19 protein-coding genes are annotated in these 16896 nt (G+C 68.0%); 9 read left to right on the forward strand and 10 right to left on the reverse strand.

Translation table 11 applies throughout. The annotated features are described in order from the left end of the window. Positions 1-78 precede the first annotated feature (78 nt). The 5 genes from ACOGXE_RS10655 to ACOGXE_RS10675 all read left to right on the forward strand — a co-directional run bounded on the left by ACOGXE_RS10655 (position 79) and on the right by ACOGXE_RS10675 (position 5095). Positions 79-1269 carry a CaiB/BaiF CoA transferase family protein gene (locus tag ACOGXE_RS10655; RefSeq protein WP_419930890.1) on the forward strand — a complete coding sequence of 397 codons (1191 nt, stop codon included), beginning with the start codon at positions 79-81 and terminating at the stop codon, positions 1267-1269. A 24-nt stretch (positions 1270-1293) separates the two neighbouring features. Beyond that, complete coding sequence (locus ACOGXE_RS10660) at positions 1294-2445, forward strand: acyl-CoA dehydrogenase family protein (protein ID WP_419930891.1); 1152 nt, start codon at positions 1294-1296, stop codon at positions 2443-2445. 150 nt (positions 2446-2595) lie between these two features. After that, the gene (locus tag ACOGXE_RS10665) at positions 2596-3738 is read left to right on the forward strand and encodes a hypothetical protein (RefSeq protein WP_419930892.1); all 1143 of its coding nucleotides are present in this window, start codon (positions 2596-2598) and stop codon (positions 3736-3738) included. Positions 3739-3809: 71 nt separating this feature from the next. After that, positions 3810-4604: an enoyl-CoA hydratase/isomerase family protein gene (locus tag ACOGXE_RS10670; RefSeq protein WP_419930893.1), complete on the forward strand. Its 795-nt coding sequence runs from the start codon at positions 3810-3812 to the stop codon at positions 4602-4604. 8 nt (positions 4605-4612) lie between these two features. Then, positions 4613-5095, forward strand: a complete 483-nt coding sequence (locus ACOGXE_RS10675) for a cupredoxin domain-containing protein (RefSeq protein WP_419930894.1) — start codon at positions 4613-4615, stop codon at positions 5093-5095. An 80-nt stretch (positions 5096-5175) separates the two neighbouring features. Here ACOGXE_RS10675 and ACOGXE_RS10680 read toward each other — a convergent pair whose 3' ends face one another. Further along, positions 5176-6054, reverse strand: coding sequence for an LLM class F420-dependent oxidoreductase (locus ACOGXE_RS10680; protein WP_419930895.1), 879 nt, complete (start codon positions 6052-6054; stop codon positions 5176-5178). Between the two features lie 133 nt (positions 6055-6187). On the opposite strand from ACOGXE_RS10680, the gene ACOGXE_RS10685 reads away from it, so the two are divergent. After that, entirely contained in the window at positions 6188-7507 is a 1320-nt protein-coding gene (locus ACOGXE_RS10685) for an MFS transporter (protein ID WP_419930896.1), read from the forward strand. Positions 7508-7607: 100 nt separating this feature from the next. Here the strand turns inward: ACOGXE_RS10685 and ACOGXE_RS10690 are convergent, their stop codons facing one another. The 4 genes from ACOGXE_RS10690 to ACOGXE_RS10705 form a co-directional block, all read right to left on the reverse strand. Then, the gene (locus ACOGXE_RS10690) at positions 7608-8432 is read right to left on the reverse strand and encodes a YbaY family lipoprotein (protein WP_419930897.1); all 825 of its coding nucleotides are present in this window, start codon (positions 8430-8432) and stop codon (positions 7608-7610) included. Between the two features lie 89 nt (positions 8433-8521). After that, a complete protein-coding gene (locus ACOGXE_RS10695) occupies positions 8522-9373 on the reverse strand; it encodes a hypothetical protein (RefSeq protein WP_419930898.1) in 852 nt (283 codons plus the stop codon). 25 nt (positions 9374-9398) lie between these two features. Then, positions 9399-10697: a TauD/TfdA family dioxygenase gene (locus ACOGXE_RS10700; protein WP_419930899.1), complete on the reverse strand. Its 1299-nt coding sequence runs from the start codon at positions 10695-10697 to the stop codon at positions 9399-9401. Continuing rightward, positions 10666-11397, reverse strand: a complete 732-nt coding sequence (locus ACOGXE_RS10705; protein WP_419930900.1) for an SDR family NAD(P)-dependent oxidoreductase — start codon at positions 11395-11397, stop codon at positions 10666-10668. Before ACOGXE_RS10705 ends, ACOGXE_RS10700 begins: the two co-directional genes overlap by 32 nt. Before the next feature lie 196 nt (positions 11398-11593). Here ACOGXE_RS10705 and ACOGXE_RS10710 point away from each other — a divergent pair, with 196 nt between their 5' ends. After that, a complete protein-coding gene (locus ACOGXE_RS10710; RefSeq protein ID WP_419863676.1) occupies positions 11594-11968 on the forward strand; it encodes a VOC family protein in 375 nt (124 codons plus the stop codon). Positions 11969-11979: 11 nt separating this feature from the next. Here the strand turns inward: ACOGXE_RS10710 and ACOGXE_RS10715 are convergent, their stop codons facing one another. The 5 genes from ACOGXE_RS10715 to ACOGXE_RS10735 form a co-directional block, all read right to left on the reverse strand. Continuing rightward, positions 11980-13131 carry an NAD(P)/FAD-dependent oxidoreductase gene (locus tag ACOGXE_RS10715; protein WP_419930901.1) on the reverse strand — a complete coding sequence of 384 codons (1152 nt, stop codon included), beginning with the start codon at positions 13129-13131 and terminating at the stop codon, positions 11980-11982. A gap of 53 nt (positions 13132-13184) precedes the next feature. Beyond that, positions 13185-13571: a type II toxin-antitoxin system VapC family toxin gene (locus ACOGXE_RS10720; protein ID WP_419930902.1), complete on the reverse strand. Its 387-nt coding sequence runs from the start codon at positions 13569-13571 to the stop codon at positions 13185-13187. Further along, on the reverse strand, positions 13568-13822 hold the full coding sequence (locus ACOGXE_RS10725; protein ID WP_419930903.1) for a type II toxin-antitoxin system Phd/YefM family antitoxin: 255 nt from the start codon (positions 13820-13822) through the stop codon (positions 13568-13570). The genes ACOGXE_RS10720 and ACOGXE_RS10725 overlap by 4 nt, the downstream gene beginning before the upstream one ends. 253 nt (positions 13823-14075) lie before the next feature. Beyond that, complete coding sequence (locus ACOGXE_RS10730; RefSeq protein WP_419865452.1) at positions 14076-14477, reverse strand: RDD family protein; 402 nt, start codon at positions 14475-14477, stop codon at positions 14076-14078. A gap of 45 nt (positions 14478-14522) precedes the next feature. After that, on the reverse strand, positions 14523-14933 hold the full coding sequence (locus tag ACOGXE_RS10735) for an RDD family protein (protein WP_419930904.1): 411 nt from the start codon (positions 14931-14933) through the stop codon (positions 14523-14525). Positions 14934-15034: 101 nt separating this feature from the next. Here ACOGXE_RS10735 and ACOGXE_RS10740 point away from each other — a divergent pair, with 101 nt between their 5' ends. Continuing rightward, entirely contained in the window at positions 15035-16054 is a 1020-nt protein-coding gene (locus ACOGXE_RS10740; RefSeq protein ID WP_419930905.1) for a dienelactone hydrolase family protein, read from the forward strand. Positions 16055-16106: 52 nt separating this feature from the next. Next, positions 16107-16880 carry an SRPBCC family protein gene (locus ACOGXE_RS10745; RefSeq protein ID WP_419930906.1) on the forward strand — a complete coding sequence of 258 codons (774 nt, stop codon included), beginning with the start codon at positions 16107-16109 and terminating at the stop codon, positions 16878-16880. The last annotated feature ends 16 nt before the right edge of the window (positions 16881-16896 follow it).

The following is a 16896-nucleotide window of genomic DNA, read 5'->3' on the forward strand; positions in this document are numbered from 1 at the left end:
AAGATCGCCGATGCCCCGGCGAGTAGGTTCGCAACGGTTCTTGCTTGCCTCTTGCTGCGGACGGACGGGAACCTGCACATGCCTGACTTGACCGGCCCCGGACCGCTGGACGGCATCCGTGTCGTCGAGATCGCCACGTTCATTGCCGCGCCGGGCGGGTCGCACCTGCTGGCCTCGCAGGGCGCCGAGGTCATCAAGGTGGAAGACACGCAGATCGGCGATCCGTTGCGCATGTTCGGGTCGAGCCGGGGCGGCATGTCGGGCTGGTTCGCCAACATCAACGCCGGCAAGCGCTCGCTCGCCATGGACATTGCCTCGGCACCCGGCAGGGAAGTCATGGCCGACCTGCTCGACACTGCCGACGTGTTCGTGCAGGCGTACCGGCCCGGTGTGGCCGAACGGCTGGGCATCGGCGAGGCCGATGTGCGCAAGCGCAACCCGAAGATCGTCTACGTGTCGATCAGCGGCTTCGGCCGCGACGGCCCGTATTCGAAGCGGCCTGCTTACGACGCCGTCATCCAGGGCTGGTCCGGCATCGCCGCAGTGCAGGGCGGCGACGGTGAGCCCCAGTTCGTGAAGAGCTTCATCCCCGACAAGGTCACCTCGCTCACCTGGACTCAGGCGGTCTGCGCGGCGCTGTTCGCCCGTGAGCGCACCGGCCGGGGCGAGCATGTGGAGCTGTCGCTGCTGGACTCGGCGGTCAGCTTCATGTGGCCCGACGCGATGATGGACCACACGGTGCTGGCCGACGACGCCGACCATCGTCCCAACCTGCTGGCCGATTACCGGCTGCTGGCCTGCCGGGACGGCTATGTGGCCATGATGCCGCTCACCGACGCCCACTGGAAAGGCGTCGCCGACGCCTTCGGCCGGTCCGACCTGCTTACCGACCCTCGCTTCGCCGAACCGGGACCGCGGGCGGCGCATTTCGGCGACATGATCGACACGCTCGGCGAGGTGGTGGCCGACGTGGCCCGTGACGATGTGGTCGAACGGCTCATCGCAGCCGACGTGCCGGTGGCACCGGCCCTGCGCCCCGACGAGATCGCCGCCGACCCGCAGGTGCAGCACTCGGGCGTGGTGCGCGAAGTGGACCACCCCATCGTGGGCCCGATCCGCCAGCACCGCCCCGCAGCGCTGTTCGCGGGCGGCATGCCCGAGCTGCGCCACGCCGTCGAGCGCGGCGCCGACACCGACCAGATCCTGGCGGAATTGGGCAGGTCGCCCGCCGCCATCGCCGATCTGCGTGCCGACGGCATCGTGAAGTAGGAATAGCGACGTGGGAAGAGCGAGATGAGTGCAGACCTGCGCATCGACGAGCGCATCGGCTCGGTGCTCGCCGCCGAAGCGGCCTGGAACGAGGAGCACCGCCACCTCTCCGAACAGTCCCTCTCGGCGCTGCGCGAATCCGGCGCGCTGCGGCTGCTGGTGCCCGAGCGGGTCGGCGGCGACGAGCTCACCTTCGCCGACATGGTCGCCAACGTGCGCGAGGCCGCGCTCTACGACGGCGCGGCTGCCTGGGTGCTGATGGTGCTGGTGGGGCACAGCTGGATGCTCGGCTCGATGAGCGAGGACCTCCAGGACGAGGTGTACGGGGCCGACCTCGACACGATCGTGCCGGGCTCGCTGGCCCCCGTCGGCTCGGCCACCGAAACCGACGGCGGCTGGCTCGTCGACGGGCGCTGGCCGTTCACGAGCGGCGCAGTGTGGGGCGACTGGTTCCTGCTGGGCTCCCAGGTGCTCGAACCCGGGAAACGCCCCCGCCTGATCCACGTCGTCATGCCTCGCGCCGACATCAGCGTCGACGACAACTGGCACGCGATCGGCCTGCGCGGCACCGGCTCGTGCGATGTCGTCGCCGAGCAGGCCTTCGTGCCCACCCACCGCATGCTCGACTCGGGCGAGTTGCTGGGTGCCCGCTCGCCGTGGTCAGCCCGCCACCGCACTTCGCTGTACCACACGCCGGTGCTGCCGGGACTGTCGGTGCATGTCGCCGCGACGGCGCTCGGCCTCGCACGGGCCGGGCTGGACGATGCCGCCGACCGCTTCGGCGTCCAGGACGATCGCTACATGGGAACCGCCAAAGCCAACCGCCCGGGACTGCACATGCGCCTGGCCGAGGCCAACACCGAGGTGCGAGCCGCCGAGCTGCTCATCGCCGACACCGTCGAGCTGCTGCGCCAGGCCGCAGAAGGCAACGACTCCAAGGCGCTGCGAGCCCACGCCAAATACCAGGGCACCTACGCCATCGAGCTGTGCCGCCGGGCACTCGACCAGGTTGCCAACGCCGCCGGCGGCCGGGCGCTCTTCGACGGCAGCCGCCTGCAGCAGGCCTTCCGGGACGTCACGATGGCCTCCCAGCACCAGGTCGCCGATCTCGACACGGTTGGCGAGGCCTACGGCCGCACCCGCCTCGGCATGGACCCCGGCCCCCACCCGCTGTAGCCCGGCTGCCCAGGCCCATTCGTTCAAGCCCGGCCATTCGTCGCCGGCACGGCGTCAGCTTCCCTGTAATGAATTCGGCGAGCCGGCGATGCGAAATATGTGACCCTGCACACACCTGAACTACTGAGATACTGGCGGGAGAGCCGGTCCGTGTCAGCGGCGCTCAACAGACGGCGCCGCCGCTCCGGCGAGGAGATGATGATCGTGAAGGCTCGCTGGGCGAGATGCGTCGCAGGCCTCGCGGCGCTGGTTCTTGTCGCCGCTGCGTGCGGCGGCGGCACCGACGATGACGAGACAGCCGACGAAGTCGTCACCCAGGCGTCAGTCGCCGTGACTGAAGCGCCGGCAACAACCGCTGCGCCCGCCACCGCGCCGACGACGACGGCTGCGCCCGTCACCGCGCCGACGACAACCGCTGCAGCACTTCCGACTGACGCCATGGAACTGCTGCAAGTCGCCTTCGAGAACAGCGCGAGCAGGTCGGTTCGCGGCGACATGCAGATGGACATGGGCGAACTGGCCACCGTTGCGATGCACTTCGAGAGCGACGGCGCGCAGAACTTCTCGATGTTCATGAGCTTCGACGAGATGATGGGTGGCGGCGACATCGGAATCGGATTCGAGATCCGGTTCGTCGATGGCGTTCAGTATCTGCAATTCGTGGTGCCCGAGGAGTTGCGTGCGCTGGTCGGCGATGAGCTGCCCGAGGGGTGGTTCGTCTTCGATGCCGAGACCGCTGCAGCAATGGGGATCGTCTGTCCGTCAGCACTGCCGGGCGATACCCCCGATGATGGTGCGTGTCGCTTGCCGAACGACAACACGAACCAGATCGAGTTCGTGACCAGTGCCGAGATCTTGGGCTCCGAATCCATCGACGGCGAGTCGATGACTCACATCCGTTACACCCTCGACGTCGCGTCGATGAGCGAGGGTTACCTCGCGGAGCCTGACGGGGCGGACAGTTCGCTCCCATTCGTCGGAGACGTCCTCCCCGACGAGTTCATCTACGACGCCTGGATCGATAGCGCTGGCTTCACGCGTCGCATCAGCGTGGACTTGGGCTCGTTCATGGAGGGTCTCGTCGCCGGTCTCGATGCTGCCGAGACCGAGGGTCACGAGGACGAGATAGCGAGCATGCTCGACATCACCAACGTCATCAACTACTACGACTACGGCGCCGACATCACTATCGAGGCGCCGCCCGCAGATGAGATCATCGGCGATTTTGGCGACCTGATGGGACCCGACATCGGTGAGGCCTCGGCGTCCGCGCCGGGTTACGAGAACTCCTAGCTCCGGACTCGTCGGCGATTTTGGCGACATGATGGGGGCGGGAATGGGAGTCGGCTGACAGGAGAGCAGCGATGTCGTTGGAGCTTGAGACCGTGCGGGTGGACGGCGACGGGCCGGTGCGCCACTTGGTGCTGAACCGCCCGGAAGTTCACAACGCCGTCAACTCCCAGCTCATCGCCGACGTCCACGCTGCCTGCCTGGCGCTCGATGCCGACCCCAGCGTGCGGGTGGTGATCGTGCGTGGTGAGGGGAAGAGCCTCTCCTCGGGTGCTGATCTCAAGCAGAAGCGCGGCACCAGCCTCGACGCGATGCTCGGCTCCAAGGCAGGTGCCCGCATGTACGACACGCTGATGCATCTCAACGCGGTCACGATCTGCCTCTGCCACGGCTACATGATCGGCGGCGGAGGGGTGCTGCCGGCCGCGTGCGACTTCCGCATCGGCAGCCCGTCGATGAGCCTGACGCTCAACGAGGTCAGCATCGGCTTCAACCTGACGTGGCACTCGGTACCGGCGCTGGTGAACCTGGTCGGGCCGCACCGTGCCAAGGAGATGCTGATCTTGGGCCGCACCTACGGCATGGACGAGCTGGACGGGTGGGGCTTCTTCACCGAGACCGTGTCGAGCGACGACGAGCTGGTGCCGGCGGCCGAGCGTCTGGCCGAGGCCATTGTGAGCCAGCCGCCGGTGCCGGTCACGTCGTCGAAGGCATCGATCAACGCGCAGGCCATGCCGCTCGGTCGGGCCATCAACCACCTCGACCACGTCGCCGTCGGCTACATGGGCAAGAGCGAGAGCTCCCGCACAGCCGTGCGCAGCTACTTCGACCGGGACGATCCGGACGCCCGCACCTGGTCCGACGACTGAGCGTCACGATGGTTGAGTTCGGCGGCGCTGAGCCCGATGGTGTCGAGCCCGAAGCTCTTGGGCCCGGCGACCCTTCAGGGGTGGACTCAGGGGCCGACGCCGTTGGACCGCGCCGTCGTGACAGGGGCTGGCCGAACCAGCGAACTCTGCTTCTGTACCTGGTGGGCGGGCTGCTGATCGCGGCGATCCCCGTTGTGGTGGCGCGTTTCGTCGACCAACCCCCAGGCGACACGTACACCATCGACATCCCGCCGGGCACGGCCGCCGCGATTGCAGCCGGCAACGACGTCAATGTCATTCCCGACGAGCTGGACCTCACGCTGCGCGATGTGCTGATCATCGTGAACCGTGACTCGGTGGCGCACACCATCGGCCCGTTCGAGATCGGGCCTGGCGAGCAGTCGGAGCACTCCTTCAACGAGGTGGCTGCCATCAGCGCCTACTGCTCGCTGCACCCCTCCGGCAGCATCAGCATTTCCATCGGCGAGTGAATCTGGAAGCCTGAGCCGTCGTCGGCCCACCGGAACTCGGAACGGTGAGCACAGATGCCGCAGCGGGCGCGCGTGACCTCTTACCGCTCCCTGCAAGCCGGCAGGGCCTCGTCCGCGAACTGCGCAACGGCGTCCTCGGGCCGACCCATGCGCAGCGCCGCCGTGTTGACCAGCAGCCGCCGCACACCGTGATCGCGGTACACCTCAAGTCCTTCGAGACCCTCGCGGTGATAGTTCCAATACGCGGTCAGCGCCAGTTCAGCCGGATCACGTCCCTGCCGGTCGCATTCGGCATGCATCTCTTCGATCAGGCGCTTGAAGTCGTCGAGATCCTTGTGGATCACGTACCAGCCGTCGCCCCGCGCCACCAGTCGCCGGATGGCCGGCGGCGTCGTGCCGCCGATCAGCAGCGGCATGCGGGGCCGCTGGGCCGGTGTCGGCAGCATGGAGAAGCCCGTCCAGTCCACGAACTCGCCCCGGAAGTCGACGTCCTCGCCGGTCCACGCCGCGGTCATGGCGTCGATGTACTCGTCGGCGCGAGCGCCCCGGCGGTCGAACGGCACGCCGAGCGCGTCGAATTCCTCCTCCAGCCAGCCCACGCCGACGCCGAGCTCCAGCCGGCCGCCCGACAGGTGGTCCAGCGATGAGGCCTGCTTGGCGAAGTACAGGGCGTTGGCCTGGGTGACGATGTTGACGCCGGTGCCGAGCCGCAGGTGCTGCGTGGCCCCGGCGACGAAGGTCAGGGCGATGAACGGGTCGGTGAAGCCTCGGTCCGACGGGATCGCCAGCTTGCCGCTGGGGTGGTATGGGTACCGGCTCTCGTAGTCGTGCGGCACGATCACGTGCTCGAACGTCCACACCGACTCGTAGCCCAGCTCCTCGAGCTGCTGGGCGAACGACCGCAGGTACCCGGGGTCGAGGTAGGCGGCCGAGTTGATGGGCGTGATGCCGACGTGCATCCGCGGGACTGTACGCAAGACCTGTGACGGGTGCCGGTGACTCGGTGCTCCGCGCAGTCGTGCATGCAGCGATCCGGTGCGCCAAGCTGTTGTGATGTCGGGGGACGCTGCGTCAACGAGTCCAGTGTTCGCCGTGGAGCGTGCCTCCGTCTACACGCCTGCGTACCGCGAGCGTGTCCAGCGGCGCACGGTCGTGGTGCTCATCGCCAGCCAGGCCGCCGGCGGCTTCGGCCTGGTGGCCACCTACATCGTGAGCGCGCTGCTGGCAGAGGACATCACCGGCAGCTCCACGCTGGCAACCATCGCGGCGAGCAGCCTGTCCATCGGCTCGGCGTCGGTCGCCGCCCCGATGTCGAAGCTCATGAACAAGTACGGCCGCCGGTCGGGCCTGCGCTTCGGCTACCTGGTGGGCGCTGGGGGCGCCACGCTGGCGGTGCTCGGAGCGATCCTGCTCAGCTACCCGCTGTTGTGCCTGGGCGTGTTCGGCGCCGGCGCCGGCAACGCCGCCAACCTGGCCACCCGCTACGCGGCGTCGGACCTGGCGCAGGAGAACCGCCGAGCCAGCACCATCAGCATGATTGTGTGGGCCACCACCTTCGGCTCCTACACCGGGTCGGTGGTGTCGGGCTACGCGAGCGAAGTGGGCGTGTCGCTGGGCCTGCCCGACAAGACCGGCTCGTATGTGTTCGCGGGCGTGATGTTCCTGCTGGCGGCGGCGATCGTGGAGATCTTCCTGCGGCCCGACCCGCTGCACATGGCCAACGAGATGGCGGCCGAGGGCGTCGCCAACGGGACCCGCAAGGCCGAGGCGAAGCCGACCGTGCGGGAGGCGATCTCGCTGATCATGCAGCGGAGCGAGGCCCGGCTCGCCGTGTTCGCCATGATCGTCAGCCAGGTGACGATGGTGGGGGTGATGGCGCTGACCCCGCTGCACATGAACGCGGGCGATCAGTCCCAGAACGTCATCGGCCACATGATGGGCTTCCACATTCTGGGCATGTACCTGTTGTCGCCCCTGGTCGGCCGGCTCACCGACACGGTGGGCAAGTACCCGATGCTGTATCTCGCGGGAGGACTCTGCACCTGGGGCGCGTGGTGGGCGGCAGTGACGCCGCCTGCGGGCGTGCTGGGCGTGTTCATGGGCAACTTCCTCATCGGGCTGGGCTGGTGCTTCGGCGTGGTCGCCGCGTCGAGCCTGCTGGTGGAGCTGTACCCGATCCATCAGCGGGTGTCGGTGCAGGGCGTGGGCGACTTCGCGATGCTCGGCGCAGGTGCGATGGCGGGGCTGAGTTCGGGTGCGCTGTATGAGACGTTCCAGTACCGCGGCGTGAATTTCGCGAACGCGCTGTTCGGCGTGGCGCTGATTCTGGCCACGTTCCTCACCTACACCGGCGTGCGCCGGGCGATGCGACGCCCGGAACATCAGCAGCGAGCGGCAGTCGCCGCTAGCTGACCAGCAGCGCCCGCCCAGGCACATCGCTCGGGCCGCGGCTCCGTGCTTGCCGCTCTGGCTCGCTTCGCTCGCGGGCCGCTCGGACCTGAGGCCCGGCCTGCTACGGCGCAGTGAAGCTGTAGTCGTGCTGGTTGTTGACCGTGACGTGGAGGGACTCGCCGCTGGCGATCTCGCCGAGGTGAACGATGGCGTCGAGCTCGAGGTCACGGTCTGAGCAGTCCTGCGCCCACGGCAGCGGTGCAGGCACGAAGGCGGTCACCGTGACGTCGTAGCGGTTGCCGTCGCGGGTGACGTCTTCCCGGCCGATGTGGTAGCAGCCGTCTTCGCGTGAGATGGCGAAGTTGATCCTCAGGTAGCCGTCGCTGCCAGAGCTGGTTGTGCCCTCCCAGAGCATCTCCGCGCTGGTGACGTGCACCGGCGCCTCGACTCGCTCGGGGTCGGTGGGGCTCCAGCCTTCGGGTGCCAGCTCGGGCGGCGGTTCCACCATCACCAGTGTCATGTCGACGCGGCGGGGGTTGCCGCGGGTGATGACGTCGTACGCGGTGTCGTTGGTGAAGGCCATGCGACCGTCGCCCTCGGTGATGACCGCCGAGACGGAGTACGTGTTGCGGTCGTCGATCTCGTCGCTGGCGTAGCGCAGGTCGAAGTCGATCGGCACCTGTCCGGGATTGCTGATGACCTGCTCGGTGATGAGCACCGCTGCAGCGTCGGCGTAGCTGGTGTCGCGTAGCTGGACGGTCACGACCGCGCCGGGCGACAGCGCGATGCGCTCTCGGTAGGTGATGGTGCCTCTTACCGACGCGTCGGCACCTACTGGCTCGATGACCGACTCCGTAGTGGTGTCGTAGGGCGCGCACGCCGCCGCAACGAGCGCGAGCGCGGATGTCACGCCGACGGTCGCCACCGCTCGTCGAATCCTGTTCATCGGTCGCCCTTCGTGGGCACCGCGACGCGCGGTACCGGTCGCTGCTTCATCTATTCCAACGCACCGGCACTGTCCTCGGTTCCGTCGCATCATCCGGCGATCTCGGCACCCGTTCCTGCTTGCTGCACGGAGGCCAGCAGCGAGCCCTGCCGGCCCTGCGGCTCCACCCCGAGCGAGCGGAAGATGCGCCAGTACAGGCTGATGTCGGACGAGATGATCGGCACGCCGAGCTCCGTTTCGATGCCGGCCGCCAGGCTGACGAAGCGCCGGGGCAGGCCGTCGTCGCCCCGGTAGTTGGACATGCCGTTGACCAGCACCGCGTCCACGTCGGGCGCCTGGTTAACGGTGTATTCGCACGACCGCAGCGCCAGGTCGCCGGGGAAGATCCATGTGCGGTCGTTCACCTCGTCCTGGGTGGCGTACCAGCCCTGGTCCACGAAGTTCTGCGCCCACACCACGTCGATGCCGGCGCTGCGCAGGAACCGCACCACGCCATCGCGCCAGTCGGGCCAGAAGTACACGGCGTTGAGAGCCACCCGCTCATAGCCGTGTGCCTCGCAGGCTTCCACCAGCGTCAGGCCGGCCATGTGGAACGGCGTCTCGTATTTCTCTGACATCTCCGCGGTGAACCGGCGGATGTCGGACGCGTCGGTGCCGGCGGCATGCACCCAGTTCGTGCCCACCTGCCCGACCACATCGGCGCCGCTGTTGGACAGGCAGTGAACGGTCTCCTCGAGCAGGTGGAACAGCCCGGCCCGGTCGCTGAGCCGGTGCGCGTAGCCGGGGGCATGCATCAGGCGGCCGTGCACGCCCACCGACGGCGGGCACATGCGCAGGAAGTCGGTGGGCGCCGCGTCGAAGTCCATCGGCGGTGCGGTGAAGCCGACTTGGTGCGGGAACAGCTTCTTCGCCTGGTCGGACCACTTGGCAGGCTTGCTCACCGGGTCGCGGTCTCCTTGGAAGCGCTCACGAGCCCTGTGGCAGGTACAGGTCGTGGTTCTTGGGATCGAGGCGCAGGCTCAGCTCGCGCAGGCGGCCGTGGAACTCGTCGCGGGGAACGTGGCAGAGGCGGATGTGGCGGCCGGAGGCCGGATCGAATGCCGTGCGACCGTGCATCACCCGGTGATTGTCGATGAGCATGCCCTGGCCGGGCTCGACCCGGACGGTGGCGGTGAATTCGGGGCTCGTCATGCGGTCGCTGAAGGCCCGGATGGCGTCGTAGATCCGGTCGATGTCGCTTGGTGCCACGTCAAGCGGGCCGAGCGCCCGGTCGAAGTAACGGATGCCGCTGAGGCGCCCGAATTCGTCCAAGCGGATGACCGGACTGCGGTTGCGCAGGTTGATCTCGCCGGGGTGACGCCGCACATGGGTGACCGCCAGCGTGGTCAGTGCCTCGAATGCGTCGGGCTCGTCGGTGCGCAGCGATTCGGCGATGGCGAAGCCGTCCACGTAGGTGCTCATACCGCCGACGTCGGTGTTGACCAGGCAGTGAAAGATGTCGATGCCCGGCGGGGAGTAGTAGAAGGCGTCGTCGATGTGGGGCGCTTGGGCCATGCCGGTCTTGGCGCCCAGCTTCGCCACGGGCTCGGCCCGCACGTCGTAGATGCGGCCATAGACCGTGGTCTCGTGGATGGGGCCGACGAGGTTGGCGAGTTGCTCGGTCTGCTCGGACTCAGTGCCGAGATGATCGATGCGCACGATGCCGTAGTCGCACAGCGCGCGGTACGCCTCGAGCTGGCCGGCGCCGCCGTCGCACGCATCCGTCCAGCTCACGGTGGGGAAGTGCTCGGTGAGCTCGGCCCGCCAGGTGGTGGGCTGCCATGCGGCGCGGCGCCGACGAGCCGCCTCGTCGTAGGCGTTGGCCATGAGCCAGTCGCTGCCGTAGGTGGACCGGTGGCCATCCGGCCATGTCAGCACCAAGTCGCCATTGCAGACCTCAGCATGGGCTGGCGCGATGTCCGACGGGAAGCTGGCAACCGTCGTGAATCGGATGCCGTCGGCCGGGTTGCCGCAGTCTGGGCACCAGCAGCAGTGCCGCAGCCACTGGCCGGCGAAGGCTCGGTGCTGCCCATCGGCGAAATCGACGTGTATCTCCCGCCTGTCGATCGCCGCGCCGGTCACTGCAGGTGCGTCGGCGATGCCGAGCCGGTTGCCGAGGTGCGGGTTGTAGGTGGTGATGTCGCCGGCCGCGCCATGCTGGGTCGCGGCACCTGCGGACAGTTCGGTCGCCAGCTCAACCGATGGGGCTCTGGGCGGTGAGACCACCGTCCACAGTTAACACGCTGCCCGAAACGAATCCGGCCATCGGGGAGGCCAGCCACGCAACGGCTTCGGCGATGTCGTCGGGTGTGCCGAGACGCCCAACCGGATGACGCCGGAGGGCTTCGATGCGGGCTGCTTCGGGGTCGGCCTGCATCTCGAAAGCGGCGTCGGCGAGGGCGGTGTTGATCCAGCCGGGGCTGACCGCGACGCAGCGGATGCCCTCGTGGCCGTGGTCGATGGCGATGGCCCGGGTGAGCGCCTCGACAGCGCCCTTGGACGCGCTGTAGACGGCCATGCTCGCATCGGCGTGCGTGGCGGCGATCGACGCGATGTTGATGATGACGCCGCCGCTGGGCTGGTCAGGCATCTGGCGTACCGCAGCCCGGCACATGTTGAACACGCCCCGGACGTTGACGCCCACGACGAGATCGAAGTCCTCATCGGTGGTGTCCGCGATGGTCTTCTCGACCTGGACCCCGGCGTTGTTGACCACGGCGTCGAGCGAACCGAATCGCTCGACTGCGGCAGCGACGAGGGCGTCGGCTTGGGCCGGGTCGGCGACGTCGGTCTGCAGCCACGCTGCGCCTTGGATGTTCGGCTCGCTGCGGCTGCCGGTCAATACGTCCCAGCCATCAGCCGCGAATCGCTGGGCGATCGCCTCGCCGATCCCCGAGCTCGCCCCCGTCACCACCACACTGCTCATGCTCGCCTTCCCTTCCCAACGCTGCCGCGCTGTTCCCGCATGCCGCGGCCGCCGGCGTCTGCTGCCTGATGCCGATCGCTCGTCACAGTTGGCAGGATGGCAGCATGGCGCATCCGAGGTGTGCCGCCTACACATCGTTTGACTCATGCTGCGCTGGCCGTGCGCGGACTGTCGGCCTCGGTCTCAGGAAGGCGCCATGAGCATCGTCGGCATCGAACACGTGCAGCTGGCGATGCCGCCGGGCCGTGAGGTTGACGCGCAAGCGTTCTACGAGGGCCTGCTCGGGTTGCCCCGGGTGCCCAAGCCGGCGCACCTGGAGGTCCGTGGCGGCTGCTGGTTCGAGAGCGATTCGGGAACGAGCGCTGTCAAGATTCATCTTGGTGTCGAGGACCCATTCCGGCCTGCCCGCAAGGCCCACCCCGCCCTGCTCGTGCACGATCTCGCCGCCTTGGTCGAGCGGTTGCGAGCCGCAGGCGTCACGGTGCGAGACGAACCGCTCGAGGGTTACGACCGCGTCTATGTGGACGATCCATTCGGCAACCGCCTAGAGCTGCTGGAACCGCACACCTGAGCGGGCGTCGATCAGGGCCGGAAAGACTCCAGCTTGAGCACCCGGTCGGTCCAGCCGTCCTCGGTGAAGAGCATGCCCGCGAGCCGCCCGATCTCATCGGCCGACTTCGCCGCCGAGCCGCATCCGCCCACTGCAACAGCGACGCGATCGTCGACCCAGTCGATCCACGGCAGATCGTGCGGCGTGTTCGTGACCACGCAAGGCTTGATGTCTTTGGACAGGATCGTGCGGTCGGGCAGGAACTCCCGCAGACGGTCCTCGAGATCATCGGCCTCGGCCTGGCTCCCGCCGCTGCGGAACCAGTCGACAACGGCGGGCACATCGTCGGCGAAGGTGGCGGCGGGGTCGTAGCCGCCGATTTTCAGCATGACCCGTCCATCCGGGAACCGGACCGGCGGAACCCAGTACACATCGTGGCGAGGATCTTCCTCGCAGGTGGCCGGCTCGGTGCGGGAGATGAGGCTCGGCAGCGCCGGACCGTCGTCGAGCTCGGCCATCAGGATGGTCCGCAGGCTGCGCTCGAGCGGCAGGTCGACGCCGACCAGGTCGGCCGCCCACGCCCCGGTGCACAACAGCACGCCATCGGCGAGCAGCGTGTCGTTCCCGACGGTCAGCTGCACGCCGCCGGGCGTCGGCACGGCAGCGGAGACGGGCGCGTCCACCACCGTCCCGCCCGCTGCGGCCGTCAGGCGGCTCTGCGCCGCGACCATCCGCCGTGGGTTGATGTGGCCCGCCGGTGCAGCTTCGAGGATGATCGTGTCCGCACTCGACATGTCGATCCCGTAGCGCTCCGCAACTTCGGCAGCGGTGACTTCACGCGCGTCGACGTCGAGTTCGAGCGCGTGGGCAAGATCCGCCTGCGGATCGGCACCCGAATAGACCAGCCCGGCGCCGGTGTGAAACGGGATGCCCGAGCGTTCCTCGATGTCGCCGTACCTGCCGATCGAGCGGATGGCCAAGTGCGACCAAGCAGGATCCGGGTCGATCATCCGAGTGATCCGGCCCTCGTCGTAGTGGCTAGCAAACGGACCGGTTGACGTGGCGTAGTCCTCCGGCTCGCCAGGCCCGATGAGCGCCACCGAGCGCCCGGCCTCTGCGAGATGGCGGGCGGCAGCACTGCCGATCAGCCCGCGCCCGACAACCGCCACCTCAAAGTTCGACACGCCCGCAAGCTAGATGCTCCCGACGCCGAATCGCCGACGACCGATTCTTCGGGTCACACTCTGACGACGCCCAAATCGTCGAGTTCAAGGAAATCGGCATCCTGGGTGACGACAGGAACTCCGTGGGCGACCGCCGTAGCTGCGATCCACGAGTCGTTGATCGGCATTGATAAGCCTCGTTCCCGCAGAGTGACCCGCAACCGTGCCCATGCCGCAGCCACGTCGCCGTCCACGGGAAGCGGATGCAGCGCCAGTGCGCTCGTGAGCGTGGAGAGTCGGCGATCGCGCACGACGGTGTCGGATGCCTTCAGCACACCGACGCGAAGTTCGCCGATAGTGATGGCTGACACGCTCAGCCGATCGGGGAGTGCGTCGCTGCGGATGGGGCGACCGGCCTCGCGTGCGATGAACAGCGAGGTGTCCGCCAACCCCTGACTCATGGCCACGGCAGATCGTCCGTCGTCTCGGACTTGAGATCTGCCAAGTCATCGGCCAAGCCGGGGTCGGCCTGATGGGCCAAGACATCGCGGAGGAAGCGTTCGCGGCTCATCCACTGAGGGCGTTCTTCGATGGGCCTCAGTTCGGCGACCGGTCTGCCGTGCACAGTGATGCAGATCGACTCGCCCGCGGCGACCCGATCAAGCAGCTCGCGAGTCTGGTTGCGAAGCTCCCGTGAGGCCACGTTTTCCATGAGAGAAGTGTCGCATATATGCGACGTTTGTAGCAAATCCTGAGATTCCAGCACACCCGGAAGGACGGAGGGTGTTCCCGCCGGTGTCTCAAGGCTTGGCCTGGCCGGGTTCATCCCGCCGACCGTAGAGGCGCCGCTGCATTGCATCGCGCTGGTTTTCTGGGCAATCGCCGGTGCTTGCCCAGCGCCATGCCTGCGCGCAGGTAGCCCTTGCGGGTTTGGCGGTGGGCAGCTGTCTCGTCTGTGGGGAATCTCACCCACTGGGGGCGTAGACGAGGACGCTGCCTGTGACGAGGTCGGTCACGGATCGCCGGTCCTTGCGCAACAGGATGGCGGCGATGTCGGCGACACTGCCGAGCCCGAGGGTCAACGTCCAGAAGAGCAGCTTGAAGTTCTCGCGGATGAACATCCGGCCCCAGCCGAATCGTGAGCCGTCTCGCCGTACGGCGAAGATCCCGGCGAGCTGCTTGCCGGGCGTTCGTCCTCGTCCCAGCACGAGGAGCCACCACGCGAGATACACAAAGATGAGGAACCAGAAGACGAGGGCCGTGAGGATCAGGAAGTTGTCGATCAGATAGGCCGTCAGGCGCCGGAAGGGTCCGGCGGCGAAGTCATCGAGCGAGATCTCGCGCTCGGGCGGAGTCTCGGGCTCCATTGACACGGCCGGCATTCTCGCAGACAGCTGATGAGATGGGGTTGGTTAGGACCGCACAGCCGAGACGCGGACGATGGTGCTGCCGGCGACCCGATCGGTGACAGACCGGCGGTCGCCGCTGAGCATCAGGACACCCGCGTCCAAGATCGCCCCGAAACCCAGCGAGACGCTCCAGAAGAGGCGCTGGAAAATCTCCCGGACGAACATACGGCCCCAGCCGAATGGGGTGCCGTCGGATCGCACGGCCACCAAGCCGGTGAGGAACTTCCCCGGCGTCTGGCCCCATGCCAGCAAGAAGAGCCAGCACGCCAGGTACACGAAGATGAACCACCAGAACATGAACACCAGCAGGCCGAACAACCCATCGATCAGGTGAGCCGTCAAGCGCCGGAAGGGCCCTGCGCTGGTCACGCCAAGGTACGGCCCCGGCTGCGACGGCTCAAGCTCGTCAGACACGGGGCGAGTCTGGCAGCGCGCTGCGGTTGACGAGCGGCCGTTGACGCGCGTGCCGGCCCTTCGTGGACGCCGGCCGGGTCGGGACGCGGCAGGCTGTGTAGGTGCCAGACACCGAGGACGCCAGCAACGTGCCGGCCGAACCGGCCGACGTGGACGCTGTCTATGAAGACGACCACCGCTTGGTCAACGGCCGCGCGGGCGAAGCGCTGACCGTCCCCTCGGCGAATCCGACGAACTTCCACCAAGCCATCTCCGAGCCCGACGCCATGCCCCGCCAGGACATCTGGGCGAAGCTCTTCCTGCCCGACGGACCGGGGCCGTTCGGGGTGGTGATCGTCGTACCTGGCAGTCTCGGGCTTCAGCCCCACCATCTCGCTCATGCGTCGGCGATCACCGACCTCGGCATCGCCGCGTGCGGCATTGATCCCTTCGGCCCGCGCAGCGTCACCTCGACGGTCGCCAATCAGGTCCAGTTCTCCTTTGCGGCGAGTGCCTGGGACGTCTTGGCCACAGCCGAAGTGCTGGCGGCCCGGCCCGACATCGCCGCGTCCCGCATTGGCGCGCAAGGACACAGCCGGGGCGGCTCGGCAGTGCTCAGCGCCGCGTCGGTGCATCTCGCCGCAGCGTCCAGCGCCCCGAAGCTGGCAGGCGTCTATGCGGCCTATCCGTGGTCGGGCCACCAGTTCGCCGACCCCGCGGTCGGCAGCACGCGTGTCCGGGCGATCATCGGTGATCAGGACGACTGGTGCTCGCCGATGCAGGTGCAGGCTCACATCCACGCCATGCGGGTGGCCGGCGGCGACACCTCGCTGCGGATCGTGGCGGACGCCCACCACAGCTTCGACCGTGCGACGCCACTCGAGCACATCCCCGACGCCGCCGTGACCCCGGGAGCGCCAACCGTGTACATCGCCGACAACGGCGCCTTCATCCCGCCGACCTCCGACCAGCCTGACCCGTCGCTGGTCGATCTCGACGGCTTCCTGTACTCCATCAACGCGGGCTACGGCGTTCGCGGCGCCCACATCGGCGGCACCCCCGAACTCGCACCCCTCTTCGTCGAGGACATGACGAACTTCTGGCTCAACACCCTGTCCCCAACCCCGCCGTCTGCCGTCTAGAGACACACGCGTCGTGTGTGCGTAGATCGACGCGATCGGGCAAGCTGAACCCATGACGGACGCGGGACGTGTGATTGATCTGTCGGTCGAGGTGATCGGCGACGTGGAGACGGTGTGGCGGGCGGTGGCGACGGGCCCGGGGATCTCGTCGTGGTATGTGCCGCACACTGTTGAGGAACGTGCTGGGGGAGCGGGGGTCGCATCGTTCGGGCCCGAGCCCGAGATGCAGATCGCCGGCCGGGTCGCCGTGTGGGAGCCGCCGCACCGGATCGTGTTCGACGGCGGCGAGGGTGTCGGCGGGCTCACGTTCGAGTGGACGGTCGAGCCGCACGACGACAACACCTGCACCGTCCACCTGCACAACGCCGGCTTCGCCGAGGGCGATCCGCAGTACGACGCCATGGTGGACGGCTGGAAGCTGTTCATGGCCAACCTGCAGCTCCACCTCGAGCACTTCGCCGGCCAGACCGCGACCTCTGCGCTGCCGATGGTGATGTGGCCGGTCACCCCCGAGGAAGGGTGGGAGATCCTCGCCGGCGGGCTCGGCATCGACCAGATGCCAGCGGTCGGCGACCGGCTCGACGTTGCCGCCGGCGACGACACAAGGCTGGGCGGCACGGTCATCGACACCGGCCCACGCCGCATCAGCCTGCTGGCCGACGCCCCCGCACCTGGCACGGCCTTCCTGACGTCCGAGGACGGCGGCGGCTTCACCATGGTCTCGGTCTGGCTCTACCTCTACGGCCCCGAGGCCGCCGCAGCGGCTGAGCGCGACGACGCTGGCTGGCGCGCTTGGCTCGCCGACCGCGCCCCGCAGACCGACTGACGCATCGACTGATTCC

Origin of the sequence: Candidatus Poriferisodalis sp., from assembly GCF_965208555.1 — a bacterium.
Lineage (GTDB): Bacteria > Actinomycetota > Acidimicrobiia > Acidimicrobiales > Poriferisodalaceae > Poriferisodalis.